This is a genomic window from Limibacterium fermenti (assembly GCF_041902845.1).
Lineage (GTDB): Bacteria > Bacteroidota > Bacteroidia > Bacteroidales > Dysgonomonadaceae > Limibacterium > Limibacterium fermenti.
This window is the reverse complement of record NZ_CP159486.1, coordinates 391,911-417,512: the sequence shown is the minus strand read 5'-3', so window position 1 is coordinate 417,512 and position 25,602 is coordinate 391,911. Positions and strand designations below refer to the sequence as shown.

General features: G+C 41.3%; 22 protein-coding genes and 1 pseudogene. 2 read left to right on the top strand and 21 right to left on the bottom strand.

Annotated elements, in window-relative coordinates; all coding sequences use genetic code 11:
* Positions 1–14 precede the first annotated feature (14 nt).
* The 21 genes and pseudogenes from ABNK31_RS01860 to nusG all read right to left on the bottom strand — a co-directional run bounded on the left by ABNK31_RS01860 (position 15) and on the right by nusG (position 23,097).
* The gene (locus ABNK31_RS01860) at positions 15–1,229 is read right to left on the bottom strand and encodes a glycosyltransferase family 4 protein (RefSeq protein ID WP_418894056.1); all 1,215 of its coding nucleotides are present in this window, start codon (positions 1,227–1,229) and stop codon (positions 15–17) included.
* 1 nt (position 1,230) lies between these two features.
* Positions 1,231–2,385, bottom strand: coding sequence for a non-hydrolyzing UDP-N-acetylglucosamine 2-epimerase (wecB, locus tag ABNK31_RS01855; protein WP_418894055.1), 1,155 nt, complete (start codon positions 2,383–2,385; stop codon positions 1,231–1,233).
* A gap of 46 nt (positions 2,386–2,431) precedes the next feature.
* Positions 2,432–3,259: pseudogene (locus tag ABNK31_RS01850) on the bottom strand (KilA-N domain-containing protein).
* A gap of 39 nt (positions 3,260–3,298) precedes the next feature.
* The gene (locus ABNK31_RS01845) at positions 3,299–4,441 is read right to left on the bottom strand and encodes a capsular polysaccharide biosynthesis protein CapF (RefSeq protein ID WP_418894054.1); all 1,143 of its coding nucleotides are present in this window, start codon (positions 4,439–4,441) and stop codon (positions 3,299–3,301) included.
* 11 nt (positions 4,442–4,452) lie between these two features.
* A complete protein-coding gene (locus ABNK31_RS01840; RefSeq protein WP_418894053.1) occupies positions 4,453–5,457 on the bottom strand; it encodes a polysaccharide biosynthesis protein in 1,005 nt (334 codons plus the stop codon).
* Positions 5,458–5,519: 62 nt separating this feature from the next.
* The gene (locus ABNK31_RS01835; RefSeq protein ID WP_418894052.1) at positions 5,520–7,244 is read right to left on the bottom strand and encodes a glycosyl hydrolase family 28-related protein; all 1,725 of its coding nucleotides are present in this window, start codon (positions 7,242–7,244) and stop codon (positions 5,520–5,522) included.
* 159 nt (positions 7,245–7,403) lie between these two features.
* Positions 7,404–8,639 carry a hypothetical protein gene (locus ABNK31_RS01830; protein WP_418894051.1) on the bottom strand — a complete coding sequence of 412 codons (1,236 nt, stop codon included), beginning with the start codon at positions 8,637–8,639 and terminating at the stop codon, positions 7,404–7,406.
* Positions 8,626–9,348, bottom strand: a complete 723-nt coding sequence (locus ABNK31_RS01825; RefSeq protein ID WP_418894050.1) for a glycosyltransferase family 2 protein — start codon at positions 9,346–9,348, stop codon at positions 8,626–8,628. Before ABNK31_RS01825 ends, ABNK31_RS01830 begins: the two co-directional genes overlap by 14 nt.
* 4 nt (positions 9,349–9,352) lie before the next feature.
* Positions 9,353–10,261 (bottom strand): glycosyltransferase, encoded by a 909-nt coding sequence (locus ABNK31_RS01820; RefSeq protein ID WP_418894049.1) that lies wholly within the window; start codon positions 10,259–10,261, stop codon positions 9,353–9,355.
* Entirely contained in the window at positions 10,251–11,708 is a 1,458-nt protein-coding gene (locus ABNK31_RS01815) for a flippase (protein ID WP_418894048.1), read from the bottom strand. The genes ABNK31_RS01820 and ABNK31_RS01815 overlap by 11 nt, the downstream gene beginning before the upstream one ends.
* 275 nt (positions 11,709–11,983) lie before the next feature.
* A complete protein-coding gene (gene rfbB, locus ABNK31_RS01810) occupies positions 11,984–13,030 on the bottom strand; it encodes a dTDP-glucose 4,6-dehydratase (RefSeq protein ID WP_418894047.1) in 1,047 nt (348 codons plus the stop codon).
* A 27-nt stretch (positions 13,031–13,057) separates the two neighbouring features.
* Entirely contained in the window at positions 13,058–13,921 is an 864-nt protein-coding gene (gene rfbD / locus ABNK31_RS01805; protein WP_418894046.1) for a dTDP-4-dehydrorhamnose reductase, read from the bottom strand.
* The gene (gene rfbC, locus ABNK31_RS01800) at positions 13,914–14,486 is read right to left on the bottom strand and encodes a dTDP-4-dehydrorhamnose 3,5-epimerase (RefSeq protein ID WP_418894045.1); all 573 of its coding nucleotides are present in this window, start codon (positions 14,484–14,486) and stop codon (positions 13,914–13,916) included. Before rfbC ends, rfbD begins: the two co-directional genes overlap by 8 nt.
* Positions 14,487–14,496: 10 nt before the next feature.
* Entirely contained in the window at positions 14,497–15,369 is an 873-nt protein-coding gene (gene rfbA / locus ABNK31_RS01795) for a glucose-1-phosphate thymidylyltransferase RfbA (RefSeq protein ID WP_418894044.1), read from the bottom strand.
* 168 nt (positions 15,370–15,537) lie between these two features.
* On the bottom strand, positions 15,538–16,914 hold the full coding sequence (locus ABNK31_RS01790) for a hypothetical protein (RefSeq protein ID WP_418894043.1): 1,377 nt from the start codon (positions 16,912–16,914) through the stop codon (positions 15,538–15,540).
* 21 nt (positions 16,915–16,935) lie between these two features.
* Entirely contained in the window at positions 16,936–17,718 is a 783-nt protein-coding gene (locus tag ABNK31_RS01785; protein WP_418894042.1) for a DUF1829 domain-containing protein, read from the bottom strand.
* Positions 17,715–18,248: a DUF6978 family protein gene (locus ABNK31_RS01780; RefSeq protein WP_321579725.1), complete on the bottom strand. Its 534-nt coding sequence runs from the start codon at positions 18,246–18,248 to the stop codon at positions 17,715–17,717. The genes ABNK31_RS01785 and ABNK31_RS01780 overlap by 4 nt, the downstream gene beginning before the upstream one ends.
* Entirely contained in the window at positions 18,245–18,460 is a 216-nt protein-coding gene (locus tag ABNK31_RS01775; RefSeq protein WP_418894041.1) for a hypothetical protein, read from the bottom strand. Before ABNK31_RS01775 ends, ABNK31_RS01780 begins: the two co-directional genes overlap by 4 nt.
* A 385-nt stretch (positions 18,461–18,845) precedes the next feature.
* Positions 18,846–20,003: a Wzz/FepE/Etk N-terminal domain-containing protein gene (locus tag ABNK31_RS01770; protein ID WP_418894040.1), complete on the bottom strand. Its 1,158-nt coding sequence runs from the start codon at positions 20,001–20,003 to the stop codon at positions 18,846–18,848.
* Between the two features lie 25 nt (positions 20,004–20,028).
* Entirely contained in the window at positions 20,029–22,428 is a 2,400-nt protein-coding gene (locus ABNK31_RS01765) for an SLBB domain-containing protein (protein WP_418894039.1), read from the bottom strand.
* A gap of 153 nt (positions 22,429–22,581) precedes the next feature.
* Positions 22,582–23,097: a transcription termination/antitermination protein NusG gene (gene nusG, locus ABNK31_RS01760; RefSeq protein ID WP_418894038.1), complete on the bottom strand. Its 516-nt coding sequence runs from the start codon at positions 23,095–23,097 to the stop codon at positions 22,582–22,584.
* Between the two features lie 1,168 nt (positions 23,098–24,265).
* On the opposite strand from nusG, the gene ABNK31_RS01755 reads away from it, so the two are divergent.
* Together ABNK31_RS01755 and ABNK31_RS01750 are read left to right on the top strand one after the other, a co-directional pair.
* Entirely contained in the window at positions 24,266–24,925 is a 660-nt protein-coding gene (locus tag ABNK31_RS01755) for a hypothetical protein (protein WP_418894037.1), read from the top strand.
* Between the two features lie 105 nt (positions 24,926–25,030).
* Positions 25,031–25,567 carry a glycoside hydrolase family 108 protein gene (locus ABNK31_RS01750; RefSeq protein ID WP_418894036.1) on the top strand — a complete coding sequence of 179 codons (537 nt, stop codon included), beginning with the start codon at positions 25,031–25,033 and terminating at the stop codon, positions 25,565–25,567.
* Positions 25,568–25,602: the final 35 nt, after the last annotated feature.

The window sequence follows — 25,602 nt, the reverse complement described above, 5'->3', positions numbered from 1 at the left end:
TTGGTAGTGGTTAATTAATTCCTTTTTAAATATTTCATTACCATATTGTATGAAGCATCCACGGTATAATTATTCCATAAAAACCGATACCCCCTTTCACCCATTTCCTGAACAAGATGAGTATCTTGGCATAATTTATCCAACGTCGCATTAAAACCCGGCAAATCTCCGTTGAGCGACCAAAGGCCGTAACCATTTTCTTCGGCGATCCGCCCAATGTCGGTATTTTTATCGGTAGCCATCAAAACCGGCATTTTGTATTCCAAATAAGACAATAAGCGCGAAGGATAATTAGGAATCGTAAAACGAGGGTCTAAAAAGATCAATCCAACATCACAAGACTGGACTAATTGGTCATATTCTTTCTTTGGCAGACCGGGTAAAAGCATGGCGTTCTTGGGTGCATACCGTTTAAACCATGCTTCTATCATGGGATACTCCGTACCGGTTCCCACAACGACAAAAAAACGGTCCTCTTTATTTGAATTGGAAGCCATCACGGATAATAAGAACGCTAATCCCTGCGGCTTGCCCAAATTTCCTCCGTAAATAAAGGTGTTTTTGTCTAAGGGAATGCCATATTTATTTCGCGTCCGTTGTTTTTCGTCCTCCGAAAATTCAAGCTTTACCGGTTGTATCGAATTAGGATTCACTTCTACTTTGTTTGGCGGAAGCAACGGATTGTGTTTTAGCAAAAATTCCACATTCGCCGGCGACATGCAGCCGATATAATCCGAAATTGCATAGAGCCTTTGTTCCTTTTTCCGGAAGAAACGATAAATCGGACCGTCTTTTTTCATCAATCCTATATCCACTGCATTTTGCGGAAAGATATCTTTCAAGAGCAAATAGGATGTTGCCCCGTCTCTCTGCTTTATCTTCTTTACGATTTTTGTAAAGGTAATAGGCGGGGTAGAATATAAAACCAAATCAAACGTCACATGCTTAATATGACGTTTGATGGCCCTGTAATACTGTTGCTCTATCGAAAGAGTGGCAAGACCCTTCTCAAGTAAGTTCGTTTTCTGGACATTCAATGTCTTTACGTTTAGAATATGCACGTTTCCTTGATGGGTGGTATACGTTGTTTTTTCTTTATATCGCCTTTCCATAGGACAAACGATAAACACTTCATGCCCATTATCTCTAAATGTTCGCATTAGATCCGTGTAAATACCCCGTTCTTCTATATCGGTTATTCGGACCAATGTCAGAAACAAAATATTCATTTTACTCACTCCACACAACCCGTTTAATGTAATCCGTATAAGAGATGATGATGCGCACAACCTTGTCACTCACATTCGGCATGCTGTAATCCGCTACGGGGCGAAAATTTCGTTCCTTACCTGTTTGCTGATACTGTAATTGCGTTAAACCTTGCATTACCCGTTCGGGATTCAGACCGACCATCATTACCGATGCTTCCTCCATCGCTTCGGGACGCTCATGCGCTTCGCGGATGTTCAAGGCGCGGAAATTCAGAATGGATGATTCCTCCGAAATCGTGCCACTATCCGACAAGACGGCAAAGGCGTTTATCTGCAATTTATTGTAATCGCTTAAGCCCATCGGGTTCATCAGCTGCACGTTTTCGTGGAAAGTTACGCCTTTTTTCTCAATCATTTTACGAGTACGAGGATGCGTTGAAACAATCACGGGATATCCGTACTTCTCCGCTACGGTATTTAATATGTTTACTAAATTGAAGAAATTTTTCTCGGAAGCGATATTCTCTTCCCGATGCGCCGAGACCACAAAGTATTTGCCTTTCTCCAGTTTCAACACGTCAAGAATCGCCGATTTTTCAATTTTCGGTAAGTACTGCGTCAGCACCTCATACATCGGACTACCCGTTTTGATCACCCGGTCGGGGCGCAATCCTTCCGACAATAAATACTCTCGTGCAATATCGCTATATGTCAGATTGATATCCGCCGTATGATCCACAATCTTGCGGTTGCTCTCTTCCGGCACGCGTTGGTCGAAACAACGGTTGCCGGCTTCCATGTGGAAGATCGGGATATGCCGTTTCTTGGCAGCGATGGCACAAAGGCACGAGTTCGTGTCGCCCAGGACTAAGAACGCATCCGGTTTAACCTCTTCCAATACCGGATCGATATTGATAAGGATTTGCCCCGCTGTCTCCGTTGCATTCTTACCCGCGGCATTCAAGAAATAGTCGGGTTTGCGCAGGCCGAGGTCTTCAAAAAACACCTCGTTCAGCTCGTAATCATAATTCTGTCCGGTATGCACCAGCACGTGCTCTATTGCCTCGCTTGCATCCAACTTTTGTAGAACGCATGCCAGGCGGATGATCTCCGGCCGGGTACCGACAACCGTCAGGACTTTCAATTTATCTATTTGTATTTCGTTATTCGTCATTGCTTATTAATTTGAAGTTTTTGAGTCGTAATTGTATTAAAACGTATCATGTTAAACGGAGATGGTCATTATCTTCTAAAACCTTTCCTTGTTCAAGAGCCATTTGATTTAAAACAATCAATCTTTCTGGTTGAGATACACCTTGTTTAATAAGTATTGCATTGTAACTTTCCATATTCGCCAGGACTAATAACTGACTTACCGTAGCATAATCTCTTATGTTCCCTTCTAAAGTCGGATTCTTTTCACGCCACTCTTTTGCAGTCATTCCGAATAATGCGACATTGAGCACATCTGCCTCAGAAGCATACGTCAAACTTTGATGAAATTTTGAAAGTTTTTTGGTAATCAAATAAGTTTTAATTGCGTCTGTATGTATCTTATAATTCAATTTTGATATTTGCCTTTTCACATTCCACTCTAAAGAAAGCCTGTTTGATTCATCTTGCTTTAAACGTTGATAATCCTTTATTATATAGAGTTTGAATTCGGCTGACACCCATGACGCAAATTCAAACGCGATATCTTTGTGAGCGAAAGTTCCTCCATTTCTTCCGGCTTTAGAGATAACACCAACAGCTTGAGTACTTTCGATCCATTTTTTAGGAGACAGCGTAAAAGAATTGTAACCTGCTTGTTTCTTAAACCCGTCGAATTCGACGGGTTTAAAGTTCGGGTTATTCAAATACTCCCATAGCCCTAAAAACTCAATGGTATCTTTACTCCTCATCCAGTTTTTAATCACATCATTGGGTTAATCACTTTTATATCTTGCAATATCTGTAAGAGAAATATAGTCATTCACAAAATCGTTTGTGATAACCTCAATATTAAACCCTTTCGCTTTGATTAGCTCTTTCCCTTTTTGTGACATCGCTTGTGAATTTATCTATAGTACTCGCTTCTTTTGATTTTATACTTCTAGGAAGAATGTATCCGGCTTTTCAGGATCAAATATCTCGTTTACCCACATCACCGTAACCATATCGGTTTCGCCCAAGTTTTCAATATTGTGCGTATAACCTACGGGGATATCCACGACTTCCAGTTTGTCTCCCGAAACAAAGTACTCAATTATATTGCCCTCGTCCGGCTTGCGGAAACGGATTACTCCCTTGCCGCTTACCACCAAAAACTTTTCATTCTTCGTGTGATGCCAATGATTTCCTTTTGTGATGCCCGGCTTGGATATGTTTATCGATACCTGTCCCCTGTCGGGCGATTTCAAAAACTCCGTGAACGATCCCCGTTCATCGGTATGCATCGTGAGCGGATAAGAGAAGCCATCTTCGGGAAGATAACTTAGATAAGTCGAATACAATTTTTTCGTAAACGCATCGGAGAAATCCGGCACCAACAAATTTTTACGGCTATCCCTGAACGAATAAATCCGTTCAACTATTTCGCCCAAGGTAATCGCATGTTCCGTTTCCACTTTGCCATACGCACCTTCGGTATGCGCATTGCCTTCCAAAGCAGCAATCAACTCCTTTACCACATCATCGATGTATACCAACGTCATGATCACCTTCGGGTCATTCACCTGAATAGACAAATCGTGCGCAATATTATTGCAAAAAGTAGCGACGGCGCTATTGTAATTCGGTCGGCACCATTTTCCGAACACATTCGGAAAACGATAAACATACACTTTCGCCCCGGTTTTGCGGGAATAATCGAACAGCAACTCTTCTCCGGCTTTTTTGGAGACCCCATACGGATTATCCAACGCGGCTTGGATAGAAGAAGAAATCATGATCGGACACGTATTCCCGTAGTGTTGCAACTTGTCTAATAATGTCGAAGTAAAGCCGAAGTTTCCCTCCATAAATTCCAATTGTTCCTTCGGACGGTTCACTCCCGCCAAGTGAAAGACAAAGTCGGCTTTTTGAGCATAGGTATCCAATAAAGCAGGATCGGTATCGATGTCGTACGGAAAGATTTCCAACTCGGAAGACAAATCATACGTCTTGGCTTTTCCTTCTTTTATATTTTTTAGTTCAGCGATGAGGTTCTTTCCAATAAATCCTTTTGCACCGGTGATTAATATATTCATATCATTTCGAGTTATTTCATATCGCCTCTTATTTCCGGCAATCTTAGAAGCAATTCTTTCATCTCCTCTATGTTGAGACGGCGGGTATTGTGTGAATGATAATCCTCCACTTTGGAGATATCCTCCTGCCCTTCGATAAAGAATTTATCGTAGTTCAAGTCGCGGCTATCGGCCGGGATGCGGAAATAATTGCCCATATCCTCCGCCTTGAACATCTCTTCACGGGTGACCAACGTTTCATAGAGTTTCTCGCCATGGCGCGTACCAATCACCTTTACTTCCGTATCTGTCTTGTAGATTTCCTTTAACGCTGTAGCCAACACGGTAAGTGTAGCTGCCGGAGCTTTCTGAACAAACAAATCACCGCTATGCCCATGTTCAAAAGCATATAATACCAGATCTACCGCATCTTCCAACGTCATCATATAGCGCGTCATGTTCGGATCGGTAATGGTAATCGCTTTACCGGCTTTAATTTGATCCACCCATAAAGGGATCACCGACCCTCGACTAGCCATTACGTTTCCGTAACGGGTGCAACAGATGACGGGTTCACGATCTCCCAACGCGCGCGCCTTGGCAATCGCTACCTTTTCCATCATCGCTTTGCTGATACCCATCGCATTGATAGGATACGCCGCTTTGTCGGTACTTAATACAATGATTCGTTTTACACCGTGCTGCGCTGCCGAATCCAATACGTTTTGCGTGCCCAATACGTTTGTTTTCACCGCTTCGATTGGGAAAAACTCGCAGGAAGGCACCTGTTTCAATGCCGCCGCATGGAAAATGTAATCCACACCGAGCATGGCATTGTCCACACTACGCTTATCGCGCACATCACCGATATAATATTTTACTTTGGGATTTTGCAAGCGGTGACGCATGTCATCTTGCTTTTTTTCATCTCGACTGAAAATACGGATTTCTTTTATATCCGTATTCAGGAAACGATTTAATACCGCGTTACCGAATGAGCCGGTACCGCCTGTAATTAGAAGTGTTTTATTTTGCATGTATAAAGTAAATTTATTTCATATTCTTTACGATTTCCTATAATAAAAATACAAATTCGAAATCAATCATAATTTATAGGAACAGCACCTAAACCTTCAGATAATACAGGAATGGAAAAATAAAAAAAACTATTTTTTTTTGCATCTGTATCGATACAAAATTGAACGATTTTATTTTTATCGGGTAATGCATACCCATTTATCCGCACCCATTTTCCCTTACAATCATCATCAATATTCAATAGAATGTATTGCCCCTCTACTATAGAGATTGAAACATAATGCCCTATAAACTCTTGTGGTATAAAAACCCACGCGCTAGCTGAATACTTTTTAATGCCATCGGCGGATATTTTATTTTGTAATTTTATTCGTCTTACAAATCTATCATTAATCACTTTTATCTTCTTTGTGTGAAGAGGGGATAAGTTTAGAGGACTTCCAATATCGCTATTTGATAAAATCAATGTCTTTGCATTTATATCTGCTCCTTCGTACCATTTTTTCTCCAAAATATTAGAAAAATTTCCTTTGGCAGAATAATATAAGGAGCCTATATATTCTATATCACCAACGTCCGTATGAAATAATATTCTATTGGCTACACCTAAGTCTTTTATGAAATTTGCAGAATATCTCACAGAACCTGTAATCTCCAAATCGCTAAAACTCCCTGTATATTTTAAAAAATTATTTTTCGATTGGGGTTTAAAGAAAATAAGTTTTGGGGTAGTATTAGTTTGCGATATTTCTATTTCATTACCACTACCATATACTTGCATCATATATTCTTGTGGCTGGTCCACCCAATTCCAATGCCAATCACATTTTATGAATTTATTATTTGACCCAAGAACAAACCAAACTTTTTTGAAATCACCATGTAATAAATTAAACCTCTCAAATCGACAATTCTGGAAAGTATTATTATTTCCTACAAACTGAGTATTACTCGCAGGTTCTATATCAATATTTATGAATGTATTTTTCTCCGAGCCCTTACCTCGTAAATCAATTGAAGAGTTTCTTTGCACACCATTATAAAAAGTATTTCCATTTGTACCTCCAATAGTCTTTATTCCTCGCCAATTTGATTGAGAAAAATAATTTGTAAAAATATTTAAAAATGACTCTTCTAAAATAAGTCCATCTAAAAAGTTCTCTATATAAACATCTCTCCAATCTGAAGAATGCATTTCCTGACAGTGAATTCCGATACCCTGCATTTTATCCGATGGTAAATTGGACTTATTTACTTTATTAAGTAGAGAAATACCATAAATATTGAATCGCGCAGTTGATAAATCCGGAATTTTACTTTTATAAGATAGACCTATTCCATTATGATTAATGTGTAAAACACTATTTTTAGAACCATCCCCTTGTATGATTAAATTGTCAAAATCAACATATAGTGGACGGGTAATTTTATAATTACCTTTAGGGATATATAAAACTCCACCTCCGAAGGCCTTAATTATTTTTAAAGCAGAAATAAATGCATTGGCATCATCGAATATTCCATCTCCTTTTGCTGTGAACCATTTAATATTGATTCTGTCATTGAAGATTCGTCTATAATACAATCCTTTCTGTTTTATATAAATAATGCCGTCTACTTTAGAGTCTTTCATCTTTGTACTATCAAGCCACTTATTGGTTTGTTTGTAATTTGTGACTTCCCCTGTACTTTTGTCTGATAGAGTAATTATTGAGTTCAAATGTTGGGAGAACATAAATTCACAAGTTATAAACGAAAAAAAAACTATAAACAATATCTGATTCATTTTTATTAAACTAATTCTGATGTTCACTTCTCATTACACAGACAATCACTAAACTCATTCTCTTCTCGTTTTATCATCATCCGCTCTTAATACTTACTTGGGTTGAAATAAGATGTCTATTTTGGAACTTGCATGTAAACAAAATTATTCATTATCATATTATTTGAGAGCATTAACAGCCAGTTTTTTTTCATATAACTCCTTTTTTAATATTATCAGGGTTAGGCAATGTAAGGTTACGCATAATGGGGAAAACAAAAAAGGATTACCAATTGAGGGAAAAACATAGACCATTAAACCTAAACACAAAAGACCTACAAAATTCTTTCTTTGTGATTTTCCTAAGACCCTTATAATAAGCAAGAATGTATATATATATGAGAAGAATAAAGGTAAGGAAAACACCCCAAACTTATGAATTAAGTTCAAATAAGTCAACTCAAAAGCATAAGGAGCATCATCAGCTCTTATATAATTGGAATCAGATAATCCAGCGCCTAGACCTCTTCCCCAAAAAGTAAGATCGGATATGATATAAGTAGACTGTTCATTTCGTGTAGCGTTAGAAACTTCTTGACCACTAAACAACTCTCCTAATAATTTGAAAAGATCTAAATAATATAGCATACCCGATATAATTAATAAGAAAATACCAACATATAATATGTTTTTCACATTAAAATTTTTCAGCACTTTTGTCATAACGATTATAAACACGACGGATATAGAGCTCAATATCATACCCTTAGAAAAACTCATAATAACACTTGTAAAAAAAGTGATCGTTCCTACAAGCAAAATTATAAAATTATTCTTGAAAAACTTTGTGTCTTGAGTGTTTATGGGAAAGAAAAACTGTCCAAATGCAATACAGAACGGAATAAAAATGATTAACTGCAAACCACAAAAAATCATTCTTTCTCCTATAATAAAATTAGCCAAAACACCAGAAGATAAATTTGAATAAACATAATAGAAAATTACGGGAATCCCTAAAAGTGATGTAAATAGACAAGCCTTTTTAATGATCTCAAAAGATAATTTTTGCTGTACAAAAATATAATAAATGGAATACACAAACATTCCTGCAAAGTTTCTAAAAACATATTTATTAGGAATATCTCTCAATAACCCTATGAAAACCCCGTATATCCATACACAAATAAATATTAATGGTATAAAATCTATATATCTTATTGATAATCTTTCTCTAATTACATTATTGGAATTAATAATTGTCATTGATAAAGCAAAAATGGAATATATCAGTATAATTAAATACTGATATGTTGTTTCTCCCGAATTACTCTCATGAGTGGGCAAACTTGCCATACTTAAACAAAAGAAGAAAATAATAAAGAGTTTATTTGTAAATTTTATCTTATTTACCGACATGTAAAACTTTTATTAAATGCTTCAACATATATAATCTATCACTTACAATTTGTTTAAAGGTGTAAGGACTTTTATGAGTAATGAATGTATCTTCGGATACAGATGAAGAAAAATTATCCCCATGCCTTCTAAATTTTATCAATCGATCTTTAATAACAATTGGTTTTCCTTTTAATTCTGCAATCATCCCAATCCACATATCATGAGAATTGAGCCTATCCGGAAACGGTAAACAATACTTCAAAATTTTCCTATTAAAAGCAAGACAACAACCTGTATAAATATTTTTATAAAATGTTCGAAAAAAACCGGTCTTTGGCAGTTTCTGAAAATAAGATTCTTCGATTATGTTGTCATTTCCGTCAATTAAAATACAGTTAGATAATACCAGATCGTAGGTTTGTAAATGAGATAAGCATATTCTTACTTTACCAGCTATCCAGACATCGTCTTGATCTGATAAAAAAATATATTCACCCGAGACCTTATTAAGCAAGAACTCAAAATTCTTTATATGATTTTTGAATTCATTGTGGTACACTTTAACTCTGCTGTCTTTCAGATCGTTGATTATCTGCATTGTTTTATCTGAACTTCCATCGTCAGAAATTAAAAGTTCATCCTCAGGTAATAACTCTGAAAGAATAGATTCGATCTGCTCTTTTATAAACCTCTCACCATTATATGATGCTAAACATACTGAAACCATGAATTTATAAAATTTTATTGAATTCAAATTGATAAAAAAGCTTATGATAATAGCTTTTGTTCTCTAAACTTAAAAAAGAGTCTATTGTTTTTCGAGCTCCTTCAGGTATTTGATCTAAATAACACTGCCTATAAACACGAACTTGTTCAAAGTTCTCTTTTAGATAACTCTCATCTTTATGCAATAACCGATTGATTGCTAAAAAAAGTTTTTCTGAAACTTTTAAGGATTTTTTATCCGTGACGCTATTTGTGTGACTTCTATATTTTATGAGTGTATTATTTAAGGGTATTGCAACACCAAATCCATATGCAATCAAAGCGATCCAATGGTCATGGAATAAAATTTCACAACTAGGCATCTTGAGTACTTCGTCCTTCATTTGTTTATTTATCAACATAGTGCACCCAGTTATAACATTTTTCAATAAAACCGATTTTAATGAGGCATGTCGTATTTGAATCTTCTTCGAGCACCAAAATGATAAAGTATCGCTTAAAACACCATCTTTATTGATCAGCTTCAAGTCATGAAAACAGACAATGGGAATATCGAATCGACCATTTTCTACTTTGGTGATTTCGTCCATTTGACTTTCTATCTTATTATATTCCCAAACATCATCTTGATCACTAAAAGCAATATAATTATTTGATGAGAATCTTAGTGCTTTCTTAAAAGTATATATAAATCCTTTATTTTCTTTGTTTTGAAAGATTTTCATGATTCCCTGATTCGACTTAAGGTACTCTTCTAGTATATATAAGGTACTATCAGTTGAATGGTCATCTACTACGACTAATTCATCAACAGGATAACTTTGGCTAAGAATTGAGTTTAATTGTTGACGAAGAAATTTTTCTCCATTATAAGTAGCCATTACGACTGATATTTTATTAATTTTATCTTTCATTCTTTATCATCGGTTTATGTTTAAAAATAGATCGCAAATAATGAATAAGTACGCTGTTCTTCAATATAAAAAATTGGAAGAAGAAGTAAGTAATGGCGCATAAAGGAACGCCCAATACAATTGTCAATATATAACTTCCTGAAAAAAAAGAGACTAAAAAATAAATAAACACAAAAGGTAGAGACGAAATTAGCGCTTTATAAAAAGTAGGCAGGTCTATTATCTTCTTCAATTCAAAGTTTTTCTTCACAAAATAAATATACAAAATAGTAATGACAATTTCACATGAAATATTCGCAATAGCTGCCCCCACATGTTTGAGTTGGGGAATCAACCAAACATTTAATAATATATTAACGATCATTCCAAGCAAAACACATGTCAAAATTTCTTTGTCTTTTCCTGCACTAATAAGAATCTGAACTCCGAAAAGATGGCCCAGTCCTATTACAAGTGGAAGAAATGACAAAACCTGCATTATGACAACGCCTTCATAAAATTTCTCTCCTGAAAAAACAATGAGCAATTCTTTAGAAAATAAAAGTAAACCAAAACAAATCGGTACAGCGAACGATATTATATAATTAAAGGAGTAGTTAGCAAAAGAATAAAAAGAATCCGAGTCTTTTTCATGAAAAGCTTTTGAAGACTGAGGCAGTAGAGATATTCCAATCGCTGTTATGAAAGGAATGAATACTTTCGTTAATTTTACTCCAGCAGAATAATATCCCACATAAGCACTATTAGTCATAACACCTAAAAAAATAGTATCAAGCATTGTATACATACTTGTTGCTAAACAATAAAAAAAAACAAAAAAAATAGGCTTTAAATGACGCTGTACACTAATGTGTCTAAAATCAAATCTAACATACTTTACAACTAAAAAAAGATTAATAATTGAATTTCCAATTATAGCCAAAATACTCATTAGCATATAATTAAAAACATCCTGAGAAGAATTAACAAACAAGAATAACCCAATTATGGCAACTAGCTTTACAACTGCAGATCGAACAGCAATAAGCTTAAACTTCTCTATACCTTGATAAAACCACTCTATACTAATACCATTAAAAAATACAATTAGAGAACTCACCAAATAAAAAGTATAGTCTTTTTCAAAATAAGAATGCTTTATAACAGCTAAATATATACATAAAACGACTACATTACTTATCAACGAAAGAATAATGAGTTCTGAAAAAGTCTTACTTAGCGCTCTTTTATCATTCTTGGATTTCGAGATTTCACGTATCCCATATATTGGAAGTCCCAATGAAGCTACTAAAGCAAAATAAAGTGCAAATGTTGTAATAAACTGAACAAGACCAACACCACTAGGCCCTAATAAGCGCGAGACGTAGGGAAATGTCAGAATTGGATATAAGACATTGACAACATTAAGAATAATCGTATAAATAAGATTTTTACCTATAGACTTCATAAGACATTAATAAAGAGAGTCAAAAACTTACACTGTACTATTGATATTCAACTTTCACATATCTATTGTAACATCATACAACTAAATCAATGACATTTCGATATTTATAATATGGTATTCGGTCATTACAAGCGTTAAGCCATGTGAGCAAAGTCAGGCTCGCATGCATTATGTTGCGACGAACAACTACTATCTAACTTAATTAAAAAACTCTCCCAATATTGTAATTCGAAAAATTTAGAGGTATTCGTAAGACTTGACTTGTAAAACTTCAGTTAATATTTTTGATATGCACCAGTGGTTATATCATCCATCCATGTCTGATGATCTAGATACCAATGAATGGTTTTTTCAATACCATCCTCGAATTGTAACGAAGGTTTCCAGTTAAGTTCATTTTTTAACTTCGAAGCATCAATCGCGTATCTAAAATCATGTCCTGCACGGTCGGTAACGTAGGTGATGAGATGATCGGATGTTCTTTCCGGATTTCCGAGTATACGATCTACCGTTTTAATCATCACTTTAATCAAATCGATATTCTTCCACTCATTAAAACCGCCGATATTGTACGTTTCTCCAATGGTGCCTTGATGAAAAATGACATCAATGGCTCGCACATGGTCTTCCACATAGAGCCAGTCCCTGACATTTTCTCCTTTTCCGTATACCGGCAGCGGTTTGCCGTGACAAATATTGTTGATAAATAACGGAATCAACTTCTCTGGGAACTGATAAGGACCGTAATTGTTGGAGCAGTTGGAGATAACCATGGGTAATCCGTAAGTGTCGTGATAGGCACGAACGAAATGGTCGCTGGATGCTTTACTCGCGGAATAGGGCGAGTGCGGATCGTAACGGGTTTCTTCGGTAAAGAGTGTACCATCAAAATCTAACGCACCATATACTTCATCGGTGGAAATATGATAGAACAATTTGTTCGAATAATCCTCTTTCCAAGCTTGCTTAGCAGCTTGCAACAGATTGAGTGTCCCCATAACGTTGGTCTGAGCAAAAGAGAACGGGTCTTTAATGGATCGGTCTACATGGCTTTCGGCTGCTAAATGGATAACCCCATCAATATGAAACTGCCCGAAGACTTCAACCATCCGGTTATAATCGCAGATGTCGGCCTTAACAAACGTATAATTCGGGCTATTTTCTACATCCGTTAAGTTTGCCAGGTTACCCGCGTACGTGAGTTTATCCAGATTGACGATATGATAATCGGGATATTTATTCACAAAAAGCCGTACCACATGTGATCCGATAAAGCCGGCTCCACCGGTGATCAAAATATTTCGTTTGAATTGCTGAATCATTTTTATGTAGAATTTATAGGATTACTTTTATTTATTTAATCGGGCAATGCATCGAATAAGAGAATCGCGCCAATGAGGAATTTGGATACCGAATATGTTTTTCACTTTCGCCTTATCCAATACCGAAAATGAAGGCCTTTTTACTTTCGATGGAAATTCATCGGAATGACAGGGCCGGATATCGCATTGCATATGTCCGGCTATTCCGGCGATAGCGTGGGCGAAGTCGTACCACGAGCAGACGCCTTCATTGGAAAAGTGATATAGACCTTCCTTGCCTATGTATTGCTTAGCTTCTACCGCATCATAAATTATTTTGGCCAAATCAGCCGCATACGTCGGCGTACCGACCTGGTCGAATACGACGTTCAACCGATCTTTTTCGGCCGTCAACCGTAGCATGGTTTTTACAAAATTATTCCCGAATTCGGAATAGAGCCATGCTGTGCGGAAGATGAGCGCCCGGCATCCCGAAGCCGCAATGGCTTTCTCGCCCCCGAGCTTCGTCCATCCATACACACCTAAAGGGTTCGTGGAATCCTCTTCTTTATAGGGGATATTTTGATCGCCCTGAAACACATAATCGGTAGAAATGTGAATGAGGGTCGCATGATGCTTGGCTGCGGCTTCCGCCAAATACGAAACCGCCGTGTGATTAATCAACTCGGCTGCCGCTTCATGATCTTCCGCTTTATCCACCGCCGTATAAGCAGCGCAATTAATAATCACATCGATTTTGTTGCATTCCACAAAAGTGTCAACAGCCCTTTGGTCGGTAATATCCAGTTCGTCGACATCCGTAAAAAAATAAGCTTGCTTACTATTCGCGGCTAATTGATGAATTTCACGACCTAACTGACCGTGTGCGCCGGTCACCAATATTTTATCCATAATAGTTTGTTTGAAAATCGAATAAGTAAGGAGCATCTTTCAGCAAAGGATGCTTTTGATCTTTTTCCGATAAAAGGATTTCTTCCGGACGTACTTTCCAATCTATGGCTAAATCCGGATCATTCCACGCAATGGCTCCTTCTTCCTGGGGAGCATAATAATTATCACATTTATATTGAAAAACGGCTTCATCGCTCAATACGACAAAACCGTGCGCAAATCCACGAGGCACAAAAAACTGTCGTTTATTCTCTCCTGTCAATTCTACGGCAACGTGACGACCAAAAGTAGGGGAGCCTTTTCGAATATCCACGGCGACATCCAATACACGGCCGTTTACAACCCGGACCAGTTTGGATTGCGCAAATTCTCCTTTTTGAAAATGTAATCCTCTTAACACGCCATACCGAGACTTAGATTCATTATCCTGTATAAATCGCGTATTACATACGTTTTCTCGAAAAACCTTTTCCGAAAACGATTCAAAGAAATTCCCTCGATCATCTCCGAATACATTAGGTTCAATGATAACAACGCCGTCTATTTCCGTCTGTATAACATTCATATCTAAAAATTTATTTTTTTATCAACTCCAACAGGTATTGTCCGTATTGATTCTTTTTCATCGGTTGAGCCAACAAGTCAATGCGTTCTTCGGTAATCCACCCCTTCCGATACGCAATCTCTTCCAGACAGGCGATTTTGAGTCCTTGCCGTTTTTCGATGACTTCCACAAACGTGGAAGCCTCCGACAACGATTCGTGGGTGCCGGTATCCAACCACGCGAATCCCCGCCCAAGCAATTGCACCTTCAACTCACCGTCTCTTAAAAACTGTTGATTGACGGTGGTGATTTCCAATTCTCCCCGGGCGGAGGGTTTGATATTCTTTGCAACTTCTACAACTTTATTGGGATAGAAATACAGTCCCACTACGGCGTAATTGGATTTTGGGTTCGCCGGTTTTTCTTCGATCGAAAGCGCCTTTCCACTTTTATCGAAATCCACGACTCCGTATCGCTGCGGATCATTCACATAATAGCCGAAAACGGTAGCCAAGCCTTGCTCCGCATCCTGAACAGCAGTATCAAGCATCGTGCTGAATCCCTGTCCGTAGAAGATGTTATCGCCTAACACCAGACAAGCCGGGTTATTGCCGACAAATTGTTCGCCGATGATGAAAGCTTGCGCCAATCCGTCGGGACTGGGTTGCTCGGCGTATTCAAAACGCACCCCATAATCGTTCCCGTTGCCCAACAACCGTTTAAAGCCGGGTAAATCTTCAGGAGTGGAGATAATGAGGATATCCCGTATACCGGCTAAGAAGAGCGTGGATATGGGATAATAAATCATCGGTTTATCATACACGGGCAACATTTGCTTGCTGACCCCTTTCGTAATCGGGTATAATCGAGTCCCCGATCCGCCGGCCAATACGATTCCTTTCATAAACTCCAAGTTTGTCTCAAATTTGCACAAAGATACTCAATTCTCTCAACAATCTCCTATCAATCTTTCATCTATCAGCTTTAGCCATTATCCGCGAAGGGCTATCTTTAAACTATAGCCCCGGGCCCATTTTTTCTCCAACTTACAATCTCCAACCTCTAACCTCCATTAAAATCCGCTCAACTCCTCTATCATCGCCCGACGGCTGGCATACGTTTCCCTGAAATTGTCCACCAAAGCGGTAACCGTCTTGCTTCCTCCGGGAGAAGCTTGCATTTTTTTGAGTATCTGCGCAATAAAACGGTAATGCTCCCGCCCCATGTTGTCTTGCGCATAGCCGATGAGCCGTGAACGATACATTTCCATTAAGCGCTCGGGATAATGCGCCCGTAGATAAGGTTCGTACTCTACCGCCGAATCGTATTTGTTCCTCAGGCCGGTATGCTGTTCCACCCAATCCATGAGCCTGCCCCAATATTCCTCCCGGATGTAAATGCGGGGATATACGGTATCATAAAAGCCGGAGCTCTTCCGGTTGAGCAGCCTGTCGAGGTAAACGGGCCATTGGGCCGGCGGAATCAATTCTTTCAGGATTTCGTAATAGTCCATGGCATTACGACCGACCGCAAACAATTCTTCCGCCGAAGAGATGCTGTTTTCCCGGTCGCCGGCTTGCCTGTAAATACGCAATTCAACTTCTTTCCAAGCCGCTACGGTTCCGGGATTTCTTTTCGTTTCCGCCACGGCGATGCCTCCGTCTACCAGGCGGAGAGCTTCGGGATAGGCTTCGGCCTGCAACAAGGCATCCAAACGGATATGCCTGATTGCGGGAAGATACAGATACGCGTCGAGGGTTTGTTCGTATTCTTCCGTACGCCCGTCGTTCTTCAGCAATTCGAGCTTGGTCTTCACCAACGAATCGGTACGGAAAGAATCAGGCTCCCGGGCCAAAGCCGCATCGAGCAAAGCCAGTGCATCTGCCGTACGGGACGATTTGAGCGTGTCGGCGAATAATAGTCCGTTGATATCGGCGAGGCTGTAATTTTCAAACCGGTCATCGGCGATCAATCGTCCGAGCCGGGCGATCAACAACTCCATCAGTACCGGCGGGATATCATAGTGAAGCATCTCCTCCAGCACCGACGATGCCTCTTGGCAAGCGGCGGCCAGCTCGCCGTCGTAATCTTCATATTCTTCGTACGAGGCGGCCACTTCTTCCATGATGGAGAGCAGGATATCCAATGCATCTTCGAAAGAACCCTCTTTGGCGAAAAACCGCGCTTTCTCCGTCAAATCATATAACTCGTCAGCCACCGAACTTTCGCGCATCGAATGTCCGTAGCGGTCAAGGTAACCGTCGTATTGCGAAGAAGAGAGACATCTTTTTACCTCCTCCTTATAATCGACCTTTGCTCTTTTCTTTTTTTTCGGCAATGCTTGCTGTTCGAGCTCCCGGAGAAACTCCGGATGCTTCTTTGCATGCGCAATCAGGAACGATTCGAGCCGCTCTTTTTCCATATGTTGTAGAATTGTCTCAATATCCATAATAATGATGAGTGATGCTCGTTAAGCTACCAGTTTTTTCTCCATTTCCGGTTGATGGCGTTGCTCCCAAAGAATATAATCGGCGCCCTTGCTTTCCAAGGCGTCCAGATATTCTTTTTTAATATCCTTATCCGTATCATTGACGATGGCCAATCCTCTCAACACCTTACCTGAGATTTTTTCCCGAGCCGGTTTTATGTCATCCCAAGCAAACAAGAAATTGGGTACATTCATTTTATTCAAAGAATTGAAACATTTAATGACTAATTCTTTTTGGCGGCCGGCTATCTGAAAATCGAAAGTGAACTCGATGCCCGTAGATCCCTTTGCTATAAAATGGGGGGTATAAATCGCATTCTGTTCCTCCAGATAGGCTTTTACATCTTCCTTAAAAAGGGAAGATACGGTATGCTTGGCTAACATAGCCATATCGGAAATTTCGGATATAGCGCTTAGCAGATTGAGTTTTTTTTGATTAAATTCTTTCACCGTTCCGATTGCTACCAATTCGTTATCCCGCAAGGTTATGCCATAGTTCAAAAAAATCATATCCATCCATTCTTTCCGCTTCGGAGAACGCAGAACCGGAGAGCCGGCAAGTTCCAGGTTGGCGAGTGTTAATCCGTCATCGGAAAGAATCAACTTGCCGTCTTCCAATTTTGCATATAGTTGAATGTTGTCATTGAACAATCCCTGAAATGGTGTGGTAATCTCACTCCATCCCGTTTGTTCATCAACCGTTACGATTGTTTTTTCACGAAGCCAATCGTAATATTCTTTGATGCTGTTGTCTATCCAATTCATAATAGCAATATATTTACTGCAATCGCTGTTTCTATATGAATCGTCTTTGCGAATAATTTTATTGTTTCCGCAAAGGTGTGATTAAAATCCGGGCCTTGCTTTATCTCTTTAATTGCGAATTCATCCACGGATAAAGGAATCGCCCATGCAAGACTGCTATAACCCTCCACATGATAATGAATGTGATGCTCATTTACTGAAAAGCTTTTTCCGGCATAAGGGCGGAATTTCTCCGGAACAAACTCCGTCACTTCCATAGGATTGGTGTGTCCACCATTATAATCAACTCGAAGCAATCCTGTTTTACTATCATCTTCCTGACAATGCAAACTAATCCGGATACTGTTTTTCTTACTTTGTTTAATTTCCCATAAAAAAGAAAAGTCATCATCTCTTTCGGACACTAACTCAAAACGATCATGAAAAGGGTATTGTTGTTCAATGGTCAATTCATCCAGAAGCGTGTTATTTTCAACGACCTTTTTGGGTAGCGTCAACAAGTATTCCGCTTGTTCATTTGTTATTTTCATACATCCTTTCGTTTTGGAAAAAATAATTTATAACATAGCCCATCTACTCCTGTTTCATGCGATTTTTCTATCCCGTAACGTATATACACATTCATATTTTCGGAATTCTTCATTTCTTCATCCATCAATTCGCCCAAGCCGTTCAACATTCCTCGGTCGCTTATTTTTCGATAAGCATACGTGCGCCCTTCTATGTCGACACTCCGGCTCAAATAACTGACAGAGGACTATTCATTGGATTTATTTCAATGCTCAGTTCGCAAAATTAAAAGGTGCTTTTGACATAACCAAATAAAATTCAAAACAGTTTCTAAGCTAAGATCCTAATTCCTCCGTATGTTGAAGCTTCTTATCCGGCAGCATAGTGACTTTTTGTGCAAAGCTTAATGACAACTTCGTCATTTTTTCACTGTCAATAGCTTATGCTCCCTCTTGAATGTCTTTATTATAAGCGGCTTATATTTTTTCAGGCTTAGTCACTTTTTTGAACGAGCTTAGTTCCAACTTTTGATTTTCTCTATCTAACTTGGTGATAATAAAAATTTCATCTCTTTGAAATCCAACCTCAACCTCCCGTCTATCCGCAAAGCGTTATCTTCAAACTATCGCCGAAGGCTTATCTTCTTCTCTTATTTCTTTTCGAATATCTTTGAGGAAGGGTTGTAGAAACACCCACCCGCAACCAATGATGAATCCTAAAAAGAGGCAACCTATCAGAATTATTCCCCGTCGAGGAGCACTTTTTTGCGACGGCACGACCACCGGTTCAATCACCGTCAGTACCGGCTTGGTTTCCTTGACCGACAGTTTGGCTTGCTCGCGTTGTTTGGCCAACTCGCTATACACGCTAAAAGCCAGGTCATATTCGCTGCGCAAGCGTTGTTCGGTAGCTTGCGCCGTGGCGGTAGTCAGTCCGCGATTGGCATCACGGAAAGAAGCCAAGCGGCTTTGCTTCTCCAGAAAGTCTTTCCGGGCATCCTCGTAACTCTGTTCCACAAAGGCGAGGTTGTCTTCGGCTTTTTCCGACTTGAACGACATCACATACTTTCCCAATGTTTTGCGGACTTGATCGGTGATTTGCGCCGCTCCTTCCGCTTCGGGAAAAGAATACTCAAGCGTCAGATATCCGTCTTTTTGATTGAAATTTTGCGTCAACGAACTTTGAATGGTTTTATATACGCGTTCTTCTTCGTCTGTAAGGGCCAGCATCGTTGAAACGCTATCGGTAGAAGCCTCTTGGACGGAAGTACCGCGCATCGCCCCGATCAGCAAACCCGGCAAGCCGATGGTATATCGTTTTATGCCGTCCAAAAGATTGAACGATTGATACTGTTTGTCGGTATAATAGTCGTAGAGCGAAATGGATTTTCCGCCCGACTTTTCGACCCGGATGGGGGTTTGCATGATCTCCCGCGTAAAGGGAACGCTTTTGATGATTTGCGGATATACCGTGGGCGAAAGCGTTTCGCTGCTGCCCATGCCGCCCATATTCACGCCCATCATGGCGGCGATGCCTCCCAAATTACCGCCCGATCCGTCTTTGCCGCTTTGAGGCACCACGGTGCACGAAGCGGTGTACTTCACCGGCGAAAAGAGGGCGATAAACACGCCGAGTAATAAAAAGGCTCCCGTCACCCACAGGATGAAACGGCGTTTGAGCCACAGGCGGCGAAGAATATCTACCAAATCGATTTCGTCTTCTTGCACGGCGGGAGGAAGATCGGCGGATGGGGGCAGAGATGTTTGTGATGACATAAATGCTTTTTTCTTTTACACGGGTTTATTTAATCAGATTGGTAATCAGCAACACGATGGATGCCAGCGAGGTGCTGATACCCAACACCTCCTGCACAGACGTGGGCCGTCGTTCGGGCCGCTCGGGCACCACAATCTCGCAACCCGGCTCTATCCGGGCCCATCGTCCTGTGGACACTTTACCGTTCATATAGATGACGAACGGTTGGGTCTTAATGGCCAGACGGCTGTATCCACCCGCCTGCCAGATATAGTTGCGTAAGCTGTAGCGTTTGTTATAGGCCACGGTATTGGGATGCATCACGGCTCCCGAAATCTTCACGGTGCCGTCATATTGCGGCACGGTAAGCACGTCGCCCTCACGAAGAATAATGTCTTCGTCGCCTCCGGGCTGTTTCAACGCTTTTTCCAAGTCGATACCGACATATTGGTTGGTAGCGGTCATCAGGCTGTCGAGGTTAAGCGAATCGGTGTCGATTTTATCCGCTCGGCTTTTCGCAATAAATGCTTCCTTTACACGGATAAGCTCATCGTCGGTCAACCTTCGCAGCAGTCGCGCCCCCTTGGGATAGGCATATTGCGAGAGCCCGCCGGCGCGCTCGATGAGCGTAGAGAGCCGTTCGTCTTTGTGCAACTTGGCAAACGCCCCTTGATACAACACCTCGCCTTTCACGGTCACCTCCTGTTGTTCTTCGTAACCAGGCGAACGACGCACCACCACCTGGTCGAACGGTTCCAGCGTAAAGGCCGTGTCGCCCGAAGCAATCAATCCGTTTTCCAATGAAAAGCTGAAAGCAGCGCCCGAGCGTACCGATAGCGTGGTGCTTAGCGGGTCTTTGAGGCGGCGGTACACATCGATGCGGGCAATGGAAGCCGACTCTTTCAATCCGCCGGCTTGCAAGATGAGATCGGAGATGGTCATACGGTCGGCAAACGAATAGGTACCCGGGTTGCGTACTTCCCCACCTATATATAAGGACAGTTCATCTTCCAACGAGAGGACCGAAGGCACATACAGCCGGTCGTTCTTGCGAAGGGTGATGTCGGGACGGGTTCCTTCCAGCAGTTTGTCTATATTGATGGATTCCATCTCCCAGGTGAGATCTTGTTTTTCGCGATACAACAGGGCTCGGTATCGGTATGCGTCGCCCGTAGGGCCCTGGGCGATGTCGATGAGGTCGCGCAACGTGCGTATGCGGTCGCCGATGGCATATTTGCCCGGACGGTTTACCGCACCCGATATTTCGACCATATTGGAGTACTTGTCCAAAATATTACCGACTTCCACCCGGTCGCCGTCCTGCAAAACGAAAGCGGCATATTCCGGCGCGTTGAGCGTGAAAGCCTGTTTTTCGTCGGCGCCCTTGCGCAGAAGCGATACATTGGTACGGTAAGCGTCGCCGCTGAATCCGCCGGCAAAACGGAGGAGGTCTTCGAGCGTTTCGCCCTCGCGCATTTCGTAGCGCATGGGCCGTTTCACTTCGCCCGTCGCTTGAGCCAGAATGCCGTACGGGTCAATCTTTACAATGTCGCCGTCTTGCAGCGTAATGTCGGCGGTATTGTTTCCTTTCATCAGATATTCGTAAATATCGATATGCGCCACAGCTTTTCCGGCACGAAAAATCCGGATATTACGCAGGCTCCCTATCTTGGACGGGCCGCCCGCCACATACAGGGCATGGAAGGCCGAAGCGAACGACGAGAGCGTATAAGTGCCGGGGCGGACGGCTTCGCCCATGACATGGACGCGGATGGTGCGGACATTGCCTACCGATATACCGAGGAAAGTATGTGGTTCGTCCGAGTCGAGGTCGGAGTAGATGGTGGAAAATTCGTACCGCAGGCGCGACCGGGCCTGATCGACCTGTAAGCCGCTCAACGGGATGCGTCCCAATCCGGGCACGGTGATATGGCCGTCGGGTGCGATGGTGTAGCGGACATTCAGTTCCGAGTCGCCCCACAGGTCGATAATGATTTCATCGCCCGGGCCCAGCACGTAATTGGCGGGGGTAGGCATATTAATATTGGGAGCAAAGGTGAGGTTATCGGACGAAAAGAGATCTTGCCCGTATACTTTTTCTTCGGGAGGCAGCGTTTGTGCCGCGTCTTTTGCATCAATAACGCCGCCGCGTAATTGCCCGGCCTCGGGGTCTTGGCGCAACACCTCTTCGCGCGAAGATCCGGCCTGTGCGGGGAGAGTGGTACCCCCACTCGTTTGCCCGTCGCCATACTGTTCGCGGATACGTTGCAATTGGGTGGTCGTGACACCCTTCCCCGTTAAATCCTGAAGAATTTCTTGTTGCGACTTGCCCTCTTCGGATGATTTTTTCATTTCTTTGACCACATCCTGATCGCTCATCTGGGCAGACAAGCTGCCGATGAAAAACAGCCACACGAAGCTAATCAGCGTGATACATCTGCTCATTCTTTGCATACACTATCGTTTATTTCTAAGATTTTCATTATGCATTATCAATTGTCCATTGTGCATTGTCCGTTGTCCAGTCTATTCTACGCCAAAGGCGGGTCAGTCCCGATAAGGGACGACTAACTATATATTTTTCAGCCCACAGCACAATCAGGAAAAATTTTTCTTAACGACCTGATCGGTGGCAATGCTCACCGTTATTTGCAACTGTTCAAGATGCAACACCAAGCGGTTTTTGCCGATGCGCTTAATCCGTCCGGAGATATCCTTTAAGGGTCCGCAAGCGATAAGAACTTCTTCATCCGGTTGGAATGAAATCTCTTTACAGGCGGCCTGTTTGAGGAAAGTCCGGATGGATTGGATTTCGTGATCCCGCATTACAGCCGGACGTCCTTCGAAATACAGCACACGAACAATGCCCCGAACTGCAAGCAGCGAGCGAACAAGAGTTTCAGTTGTTCTAACGAAGAGGTAGGAAGGGAACAGAGGCGCTTCGACTTGTTTCACCCGGTCGGACCATCGTCTGAGCGACAAATGAAGCGGCAGATAAGTCTCTGCCGGCGGCACCTGTAGTTTTTTAATCCGTTCTTCCACCTTTTTTTCGGCTCGGGGAGCAGTGTACAATACATACCACTGAAGACGGGAAGAATCCGAAATCTTAGTCATACACATACTCCTTAATGGTTATACTCACATAGTGGGTTATTAATCCTGCAAAAATAAACAAAATTTCCTACATGGCATCCTTTACATTCAATTTAAATTACGTTTCCGTTACAAGCGCTACTCGGATTTAGTCAACCACGGAAATTTTTTCAACATATACTTTTCCATCTTCTCCCAAATATTAGAAACTGTTTTGAATTTTCCGAATGATCTAATTTTGTTTATTCTTTTATGCTGTTTTCTGCCCTTTTTTGCGCCTTTGAACTTTCCTTTCTTTCAAATAGCCCGCTATTCGATGCGAAACGAAAGTTCAAATCCATCAAAAAATGACTAAAAAAACACCGCATAAAAAAATTCAAAACAGTTTCTAAACAGGATGTCATAATGTTCGTACAACACGTTTAATCCATCTACTATTCCTGCTTATCGAAAGAATACTCATGGGCGAGATTATTCCTTATTTCGCGTAATAACAGCCATCCATTGACGCTATCCAGAATGCCCAAAGCCTCCAATCTCGATAGAATTCAATAAAAAGTTTAGCGCCCATGCTATCCAGTAATTTGGAAAAACGGTAAACGAATTGATCGAAATAGCTCAACGCATCATAATCAATTTTCTCATAACACACAGGGTCTAATGGGAAAAAAACTTTAATTTTAGGGTATTATCGAAAACAACATCTATTTTTCGCTCATCCGTCCGGGAACCGAAAAGGTAAACCTGCACTTCATCGGAAAAGTGTTCCTTTGCCAATGCCGTTATGGCTTTTATTTGATTTTGATTTAACCGCAATCTCTCATCCACCTTTCTTGAATTTGTATCCTTCTGTGTCTATCATCTTATCGGCTTTATTCTCTACCGTAATACGCTATCTCCATTATCCTCAGACGGCAACAGGCAGAACATGAGACAATCGGGAATTCTTTATAGAATTGAAGCAAGGATTAAGTATCTCACTCCTTCTTTTTCGTATTTCTTTTTCAGTCCTCAATCGCCATGTTTAACAGAGTTTAAAACCGTCCGCCGTAAGTGCAAATAGTTTTAAACAGGCACCTCCACGGCTAAATTAATTAAAAATTCGAAATATTTATTTGGAAATTAAAATAGAGACTCGTAAATTTCGGCTGTTTTTAAATCAACTAATAACAATTTAAATAATAAAGTGATGAGAACATTGGACGAGAATTTCCTGAACATGGGTCACAGTACCCTCGACACAATGAACAATAACAAACCGTCATGGGAAGGCATTCCCCGTATCGTAACGCAAGTAGGTTATCTGAATACCGGACTCAAAGCGGCCGACACATTCTCGGTCGAAAGCACAACCGACACCACGGGAACGACTAAAGACCGTAAAAATGCCAGGACCGAGGCCATCCGACTTGCCGTAAAACTGGCCAAACCGGCTAGCGTATATGCTTTGGATAACAATGACATGGACATGAACCAACAATTATCGATCAGCAAAGGCAGCTTGTCGCGCTTACCTCATCGCTACCTGTTGAACACCGTGAAGGCCATTTATGAAATCTTGTCGCTCATTGCCGACAAAATCGTCGACATGGGAGTCAAGCCCGAAGATATCGAGGCGCTAAAGACGGCCGTCGACACCTACGAGATTGTTCTTGCCAAACTTCGCGATAAAAAGGTCGAGAAGAAAACGGTGAACGAGCAACTCGATGATGCCATATCCGACTTGCGCGGTATTCTATACGTACTCGACAGTTTAATGAAGTACTTCGACGGCACGCAGTTTTACTCTGAATACAAAAATGCCCGTATCATCCTCGATTTGGGTATACGGCATCGGAATAAGGAGTAAATGGTAACTAGTGAGTAGTAAATAGGACAACCTCACCACTCACCACTCACCACTCACCACTCACCACTCACCACTCACCACTCACCAACCACCAATTTCAAAATTATGTCAGGTTTCAATGTAGCATATCAGAAAACGCTGGTCAACGAAGGGGGCTATGTCGATGACCCCGACGACCCGGGCGACGAGACCTACAAAGGTATTGCTCGCGCCATGCACGGGAAATGGTCGGGATGGGCCATCATCGACAAATATAAAACGCGCTCGAATTTCCCGGCCATACTCGAAAAAGACACCGCCTTGCAGGACCGGATAGCGCAATTCTATCGCATCACCTTTTGGGATCCGGTTCGCGGCGACGAGATCGCCAACCAGTCCGTGGCCGACTCCATCTACGATTTTGCCGTGAATGCAGGGCTCCGTACTTCATCGGCATTAGCCCAACTGGTCGTAGGCGCGAACGTCGACGGCGTCATCGGCCCGCACTCGCTCGAACAGATCAACGCCTTCGACCCGGCGGCATTCCTATCGGCTTTTACCGTAGGAAAAATCGCCCGTTATGTATCGATTGTCAAGAAAAACCCCAAAAGCAAGAAATATTTCTATGGATGGGTGGTGAGAGCCTTAAATGAAGCCGGATAATCATCCACATTTTCCATTCTCCATTGTCAATTATC

What these genes read in the sequence shown, in the direction of transcription:
- ABNK31_RS01765 (WP_418894039.1), bottom strand. Translation starts at nt 22,428, where the DNA reads ATGAGCAGATGTATCACGCTGATTAGCTTCGTGTGGCTGTTTTTCATC.
- ABNK31_RS01825 (WP_418894050.1), bottom strand. Translation starts at nt 9,348, where the DNA reads ATGGTTTCAGTATGTTTAGCATCATATAATGGTGAGAGGTTTATAAAA.
- ABNK31_RS01780 (WP_321579725.1), bottom strand. Translation starts at nt 18,248, where the DNA reads ATGAAAATAACAAATGAACAAGCGGAATACTTGTTGACGCTACCCAAA.
- ABNK31_RS01860 (WP_418894056.1), bottom strand. Translation starts at nt 1,229, where the DNA reads ATGAATATTTTGTTTCTGACATTGGTCCGAATAACCGATATAGAAGAA.
- ABNK31_RS01845 (WP_418894054.1), bottom strand. Translation starts at nt 4,441, where the DNA reads ATGAATATATTAATCACCGGTGCAAAAGGATTTATTGGAAAGAACCTC.
- ABNK31_RS01830 (WP_418894051.1), bottom strand. Translation starts at nt 8,639, where the DNA reads ATGTCGGTAAATAAGATAAAATTTACAAATAAACTCTTTATTATTTTC.
- ABNK31_RS01815 (WP_418894048.1), bottom strand. Translation starts at nt 11,708, where the DNA reads ATGAAGTCTATAGGTAAAAATCTTATTTATACGATTATTCTTAATGTT.
- wecB (WP_418894055.1), bottom strand. Translation starts at nt 2,385, where the DNA reads ATGACGAATAACGAAATACAAATAGATAAATTGAAAGTCCTGACGGTT.
- ABNK31_RS01755 (WP_418894037.1), top strand. Translation starts at nt 24,266, where the DNA reads ATGAGAACATTGGACGAGAATTTCCTGAACATGGGTCACAGTACCCTC.
- rfbB (WP_418894047.1), bottom strand. Translation starts at nt 13,030, where the DNA reads ATGATTCAGCAATTCAAACGAAATATTTTGATCACCGGTGGAGCCGGC.
- ABNK31_RS01790 (WP_418894043.1), bottom strand. Translation starts at nt 16,914, where the DNA reads ATGGATATTGAGACAATTCTACAACATATGGAAAAAGAGCGGCTCGAA.
- ABNK31_RS01840 (WP_418894053.1), bottom strand. Translation starts at nt 5,457, where the DNA reads ATGCAAAATAAAACACTTCTAATTACAGGCGGTACCGGCTCATTCGGT.
- rfbC (WP_418894045.1), bottom strand. Translation starts at nt 14,486, where the DNA reads ATGAATGTTATACAGACGGAAATAGACGGCGTTGTTATCATTGAACCT.
- rfbA (WP_418894044.1), bottom strand. Translation starts at nt 15,369, where the DNA reads ATGAAAGGAATCGTATTGGCCGGCGGATCGGGGACTCGATTATACCCG.
- ABNK31_RS01820 (WP_418894049.1), bottom strand. Translation starts at nt 10,261, where the DNA reads ATGAAAGATAAAATTAATAAAATATCAGTCGTAATGGCTACTTATAAT.
- ABNK31_RS01785 (WP_418894042.1), bottom strand. Translation starts at nt 17,718, where the DNA reads ATGAATTGGATAGACAACAGCATCAAAGAATATTACGATTGGCTTCGT.
- ABNK31_RS01835 (WP_418894052.1), bottom strand. Translation starts at nt 7,244, where the DNA reads ATGAATCAGATATTGTTTATAGTTTTTTTTTCGTTTATAACTTGTGAA.
- ABNK31_RS01750 (WP_418894036.1), top strand. Translation starts at nt 25,031, where the DNA reads ATGTCAGGTTTCAATGTAGCATATCAGAAAACGCTGGTCAACGAAGGG.
- ABNK31_RS01770 (WP_418894040.1), bottom strand. Translation starts at nt 20,003, where the DNA reads ATGTCATCACAAACATCTCTGCCCCCATCCGCCGATCTTCCTCCCGCC.
- rfbD (WP_418894046.1), bottom strand. Translation starts at nt 13,921, where the DNA reads ATGGATAAAATATTGGTGACCGGCGCACACGGTCAGTTAGGTCGTGAA.
- nusG (WP_418894038.1), bottom strand. Translation starts at nt 23,097, where the DNA reads ATGACTAAGATTTCGGATTCTTCCCGTCTTCAGTGGTATGTATTGTAC.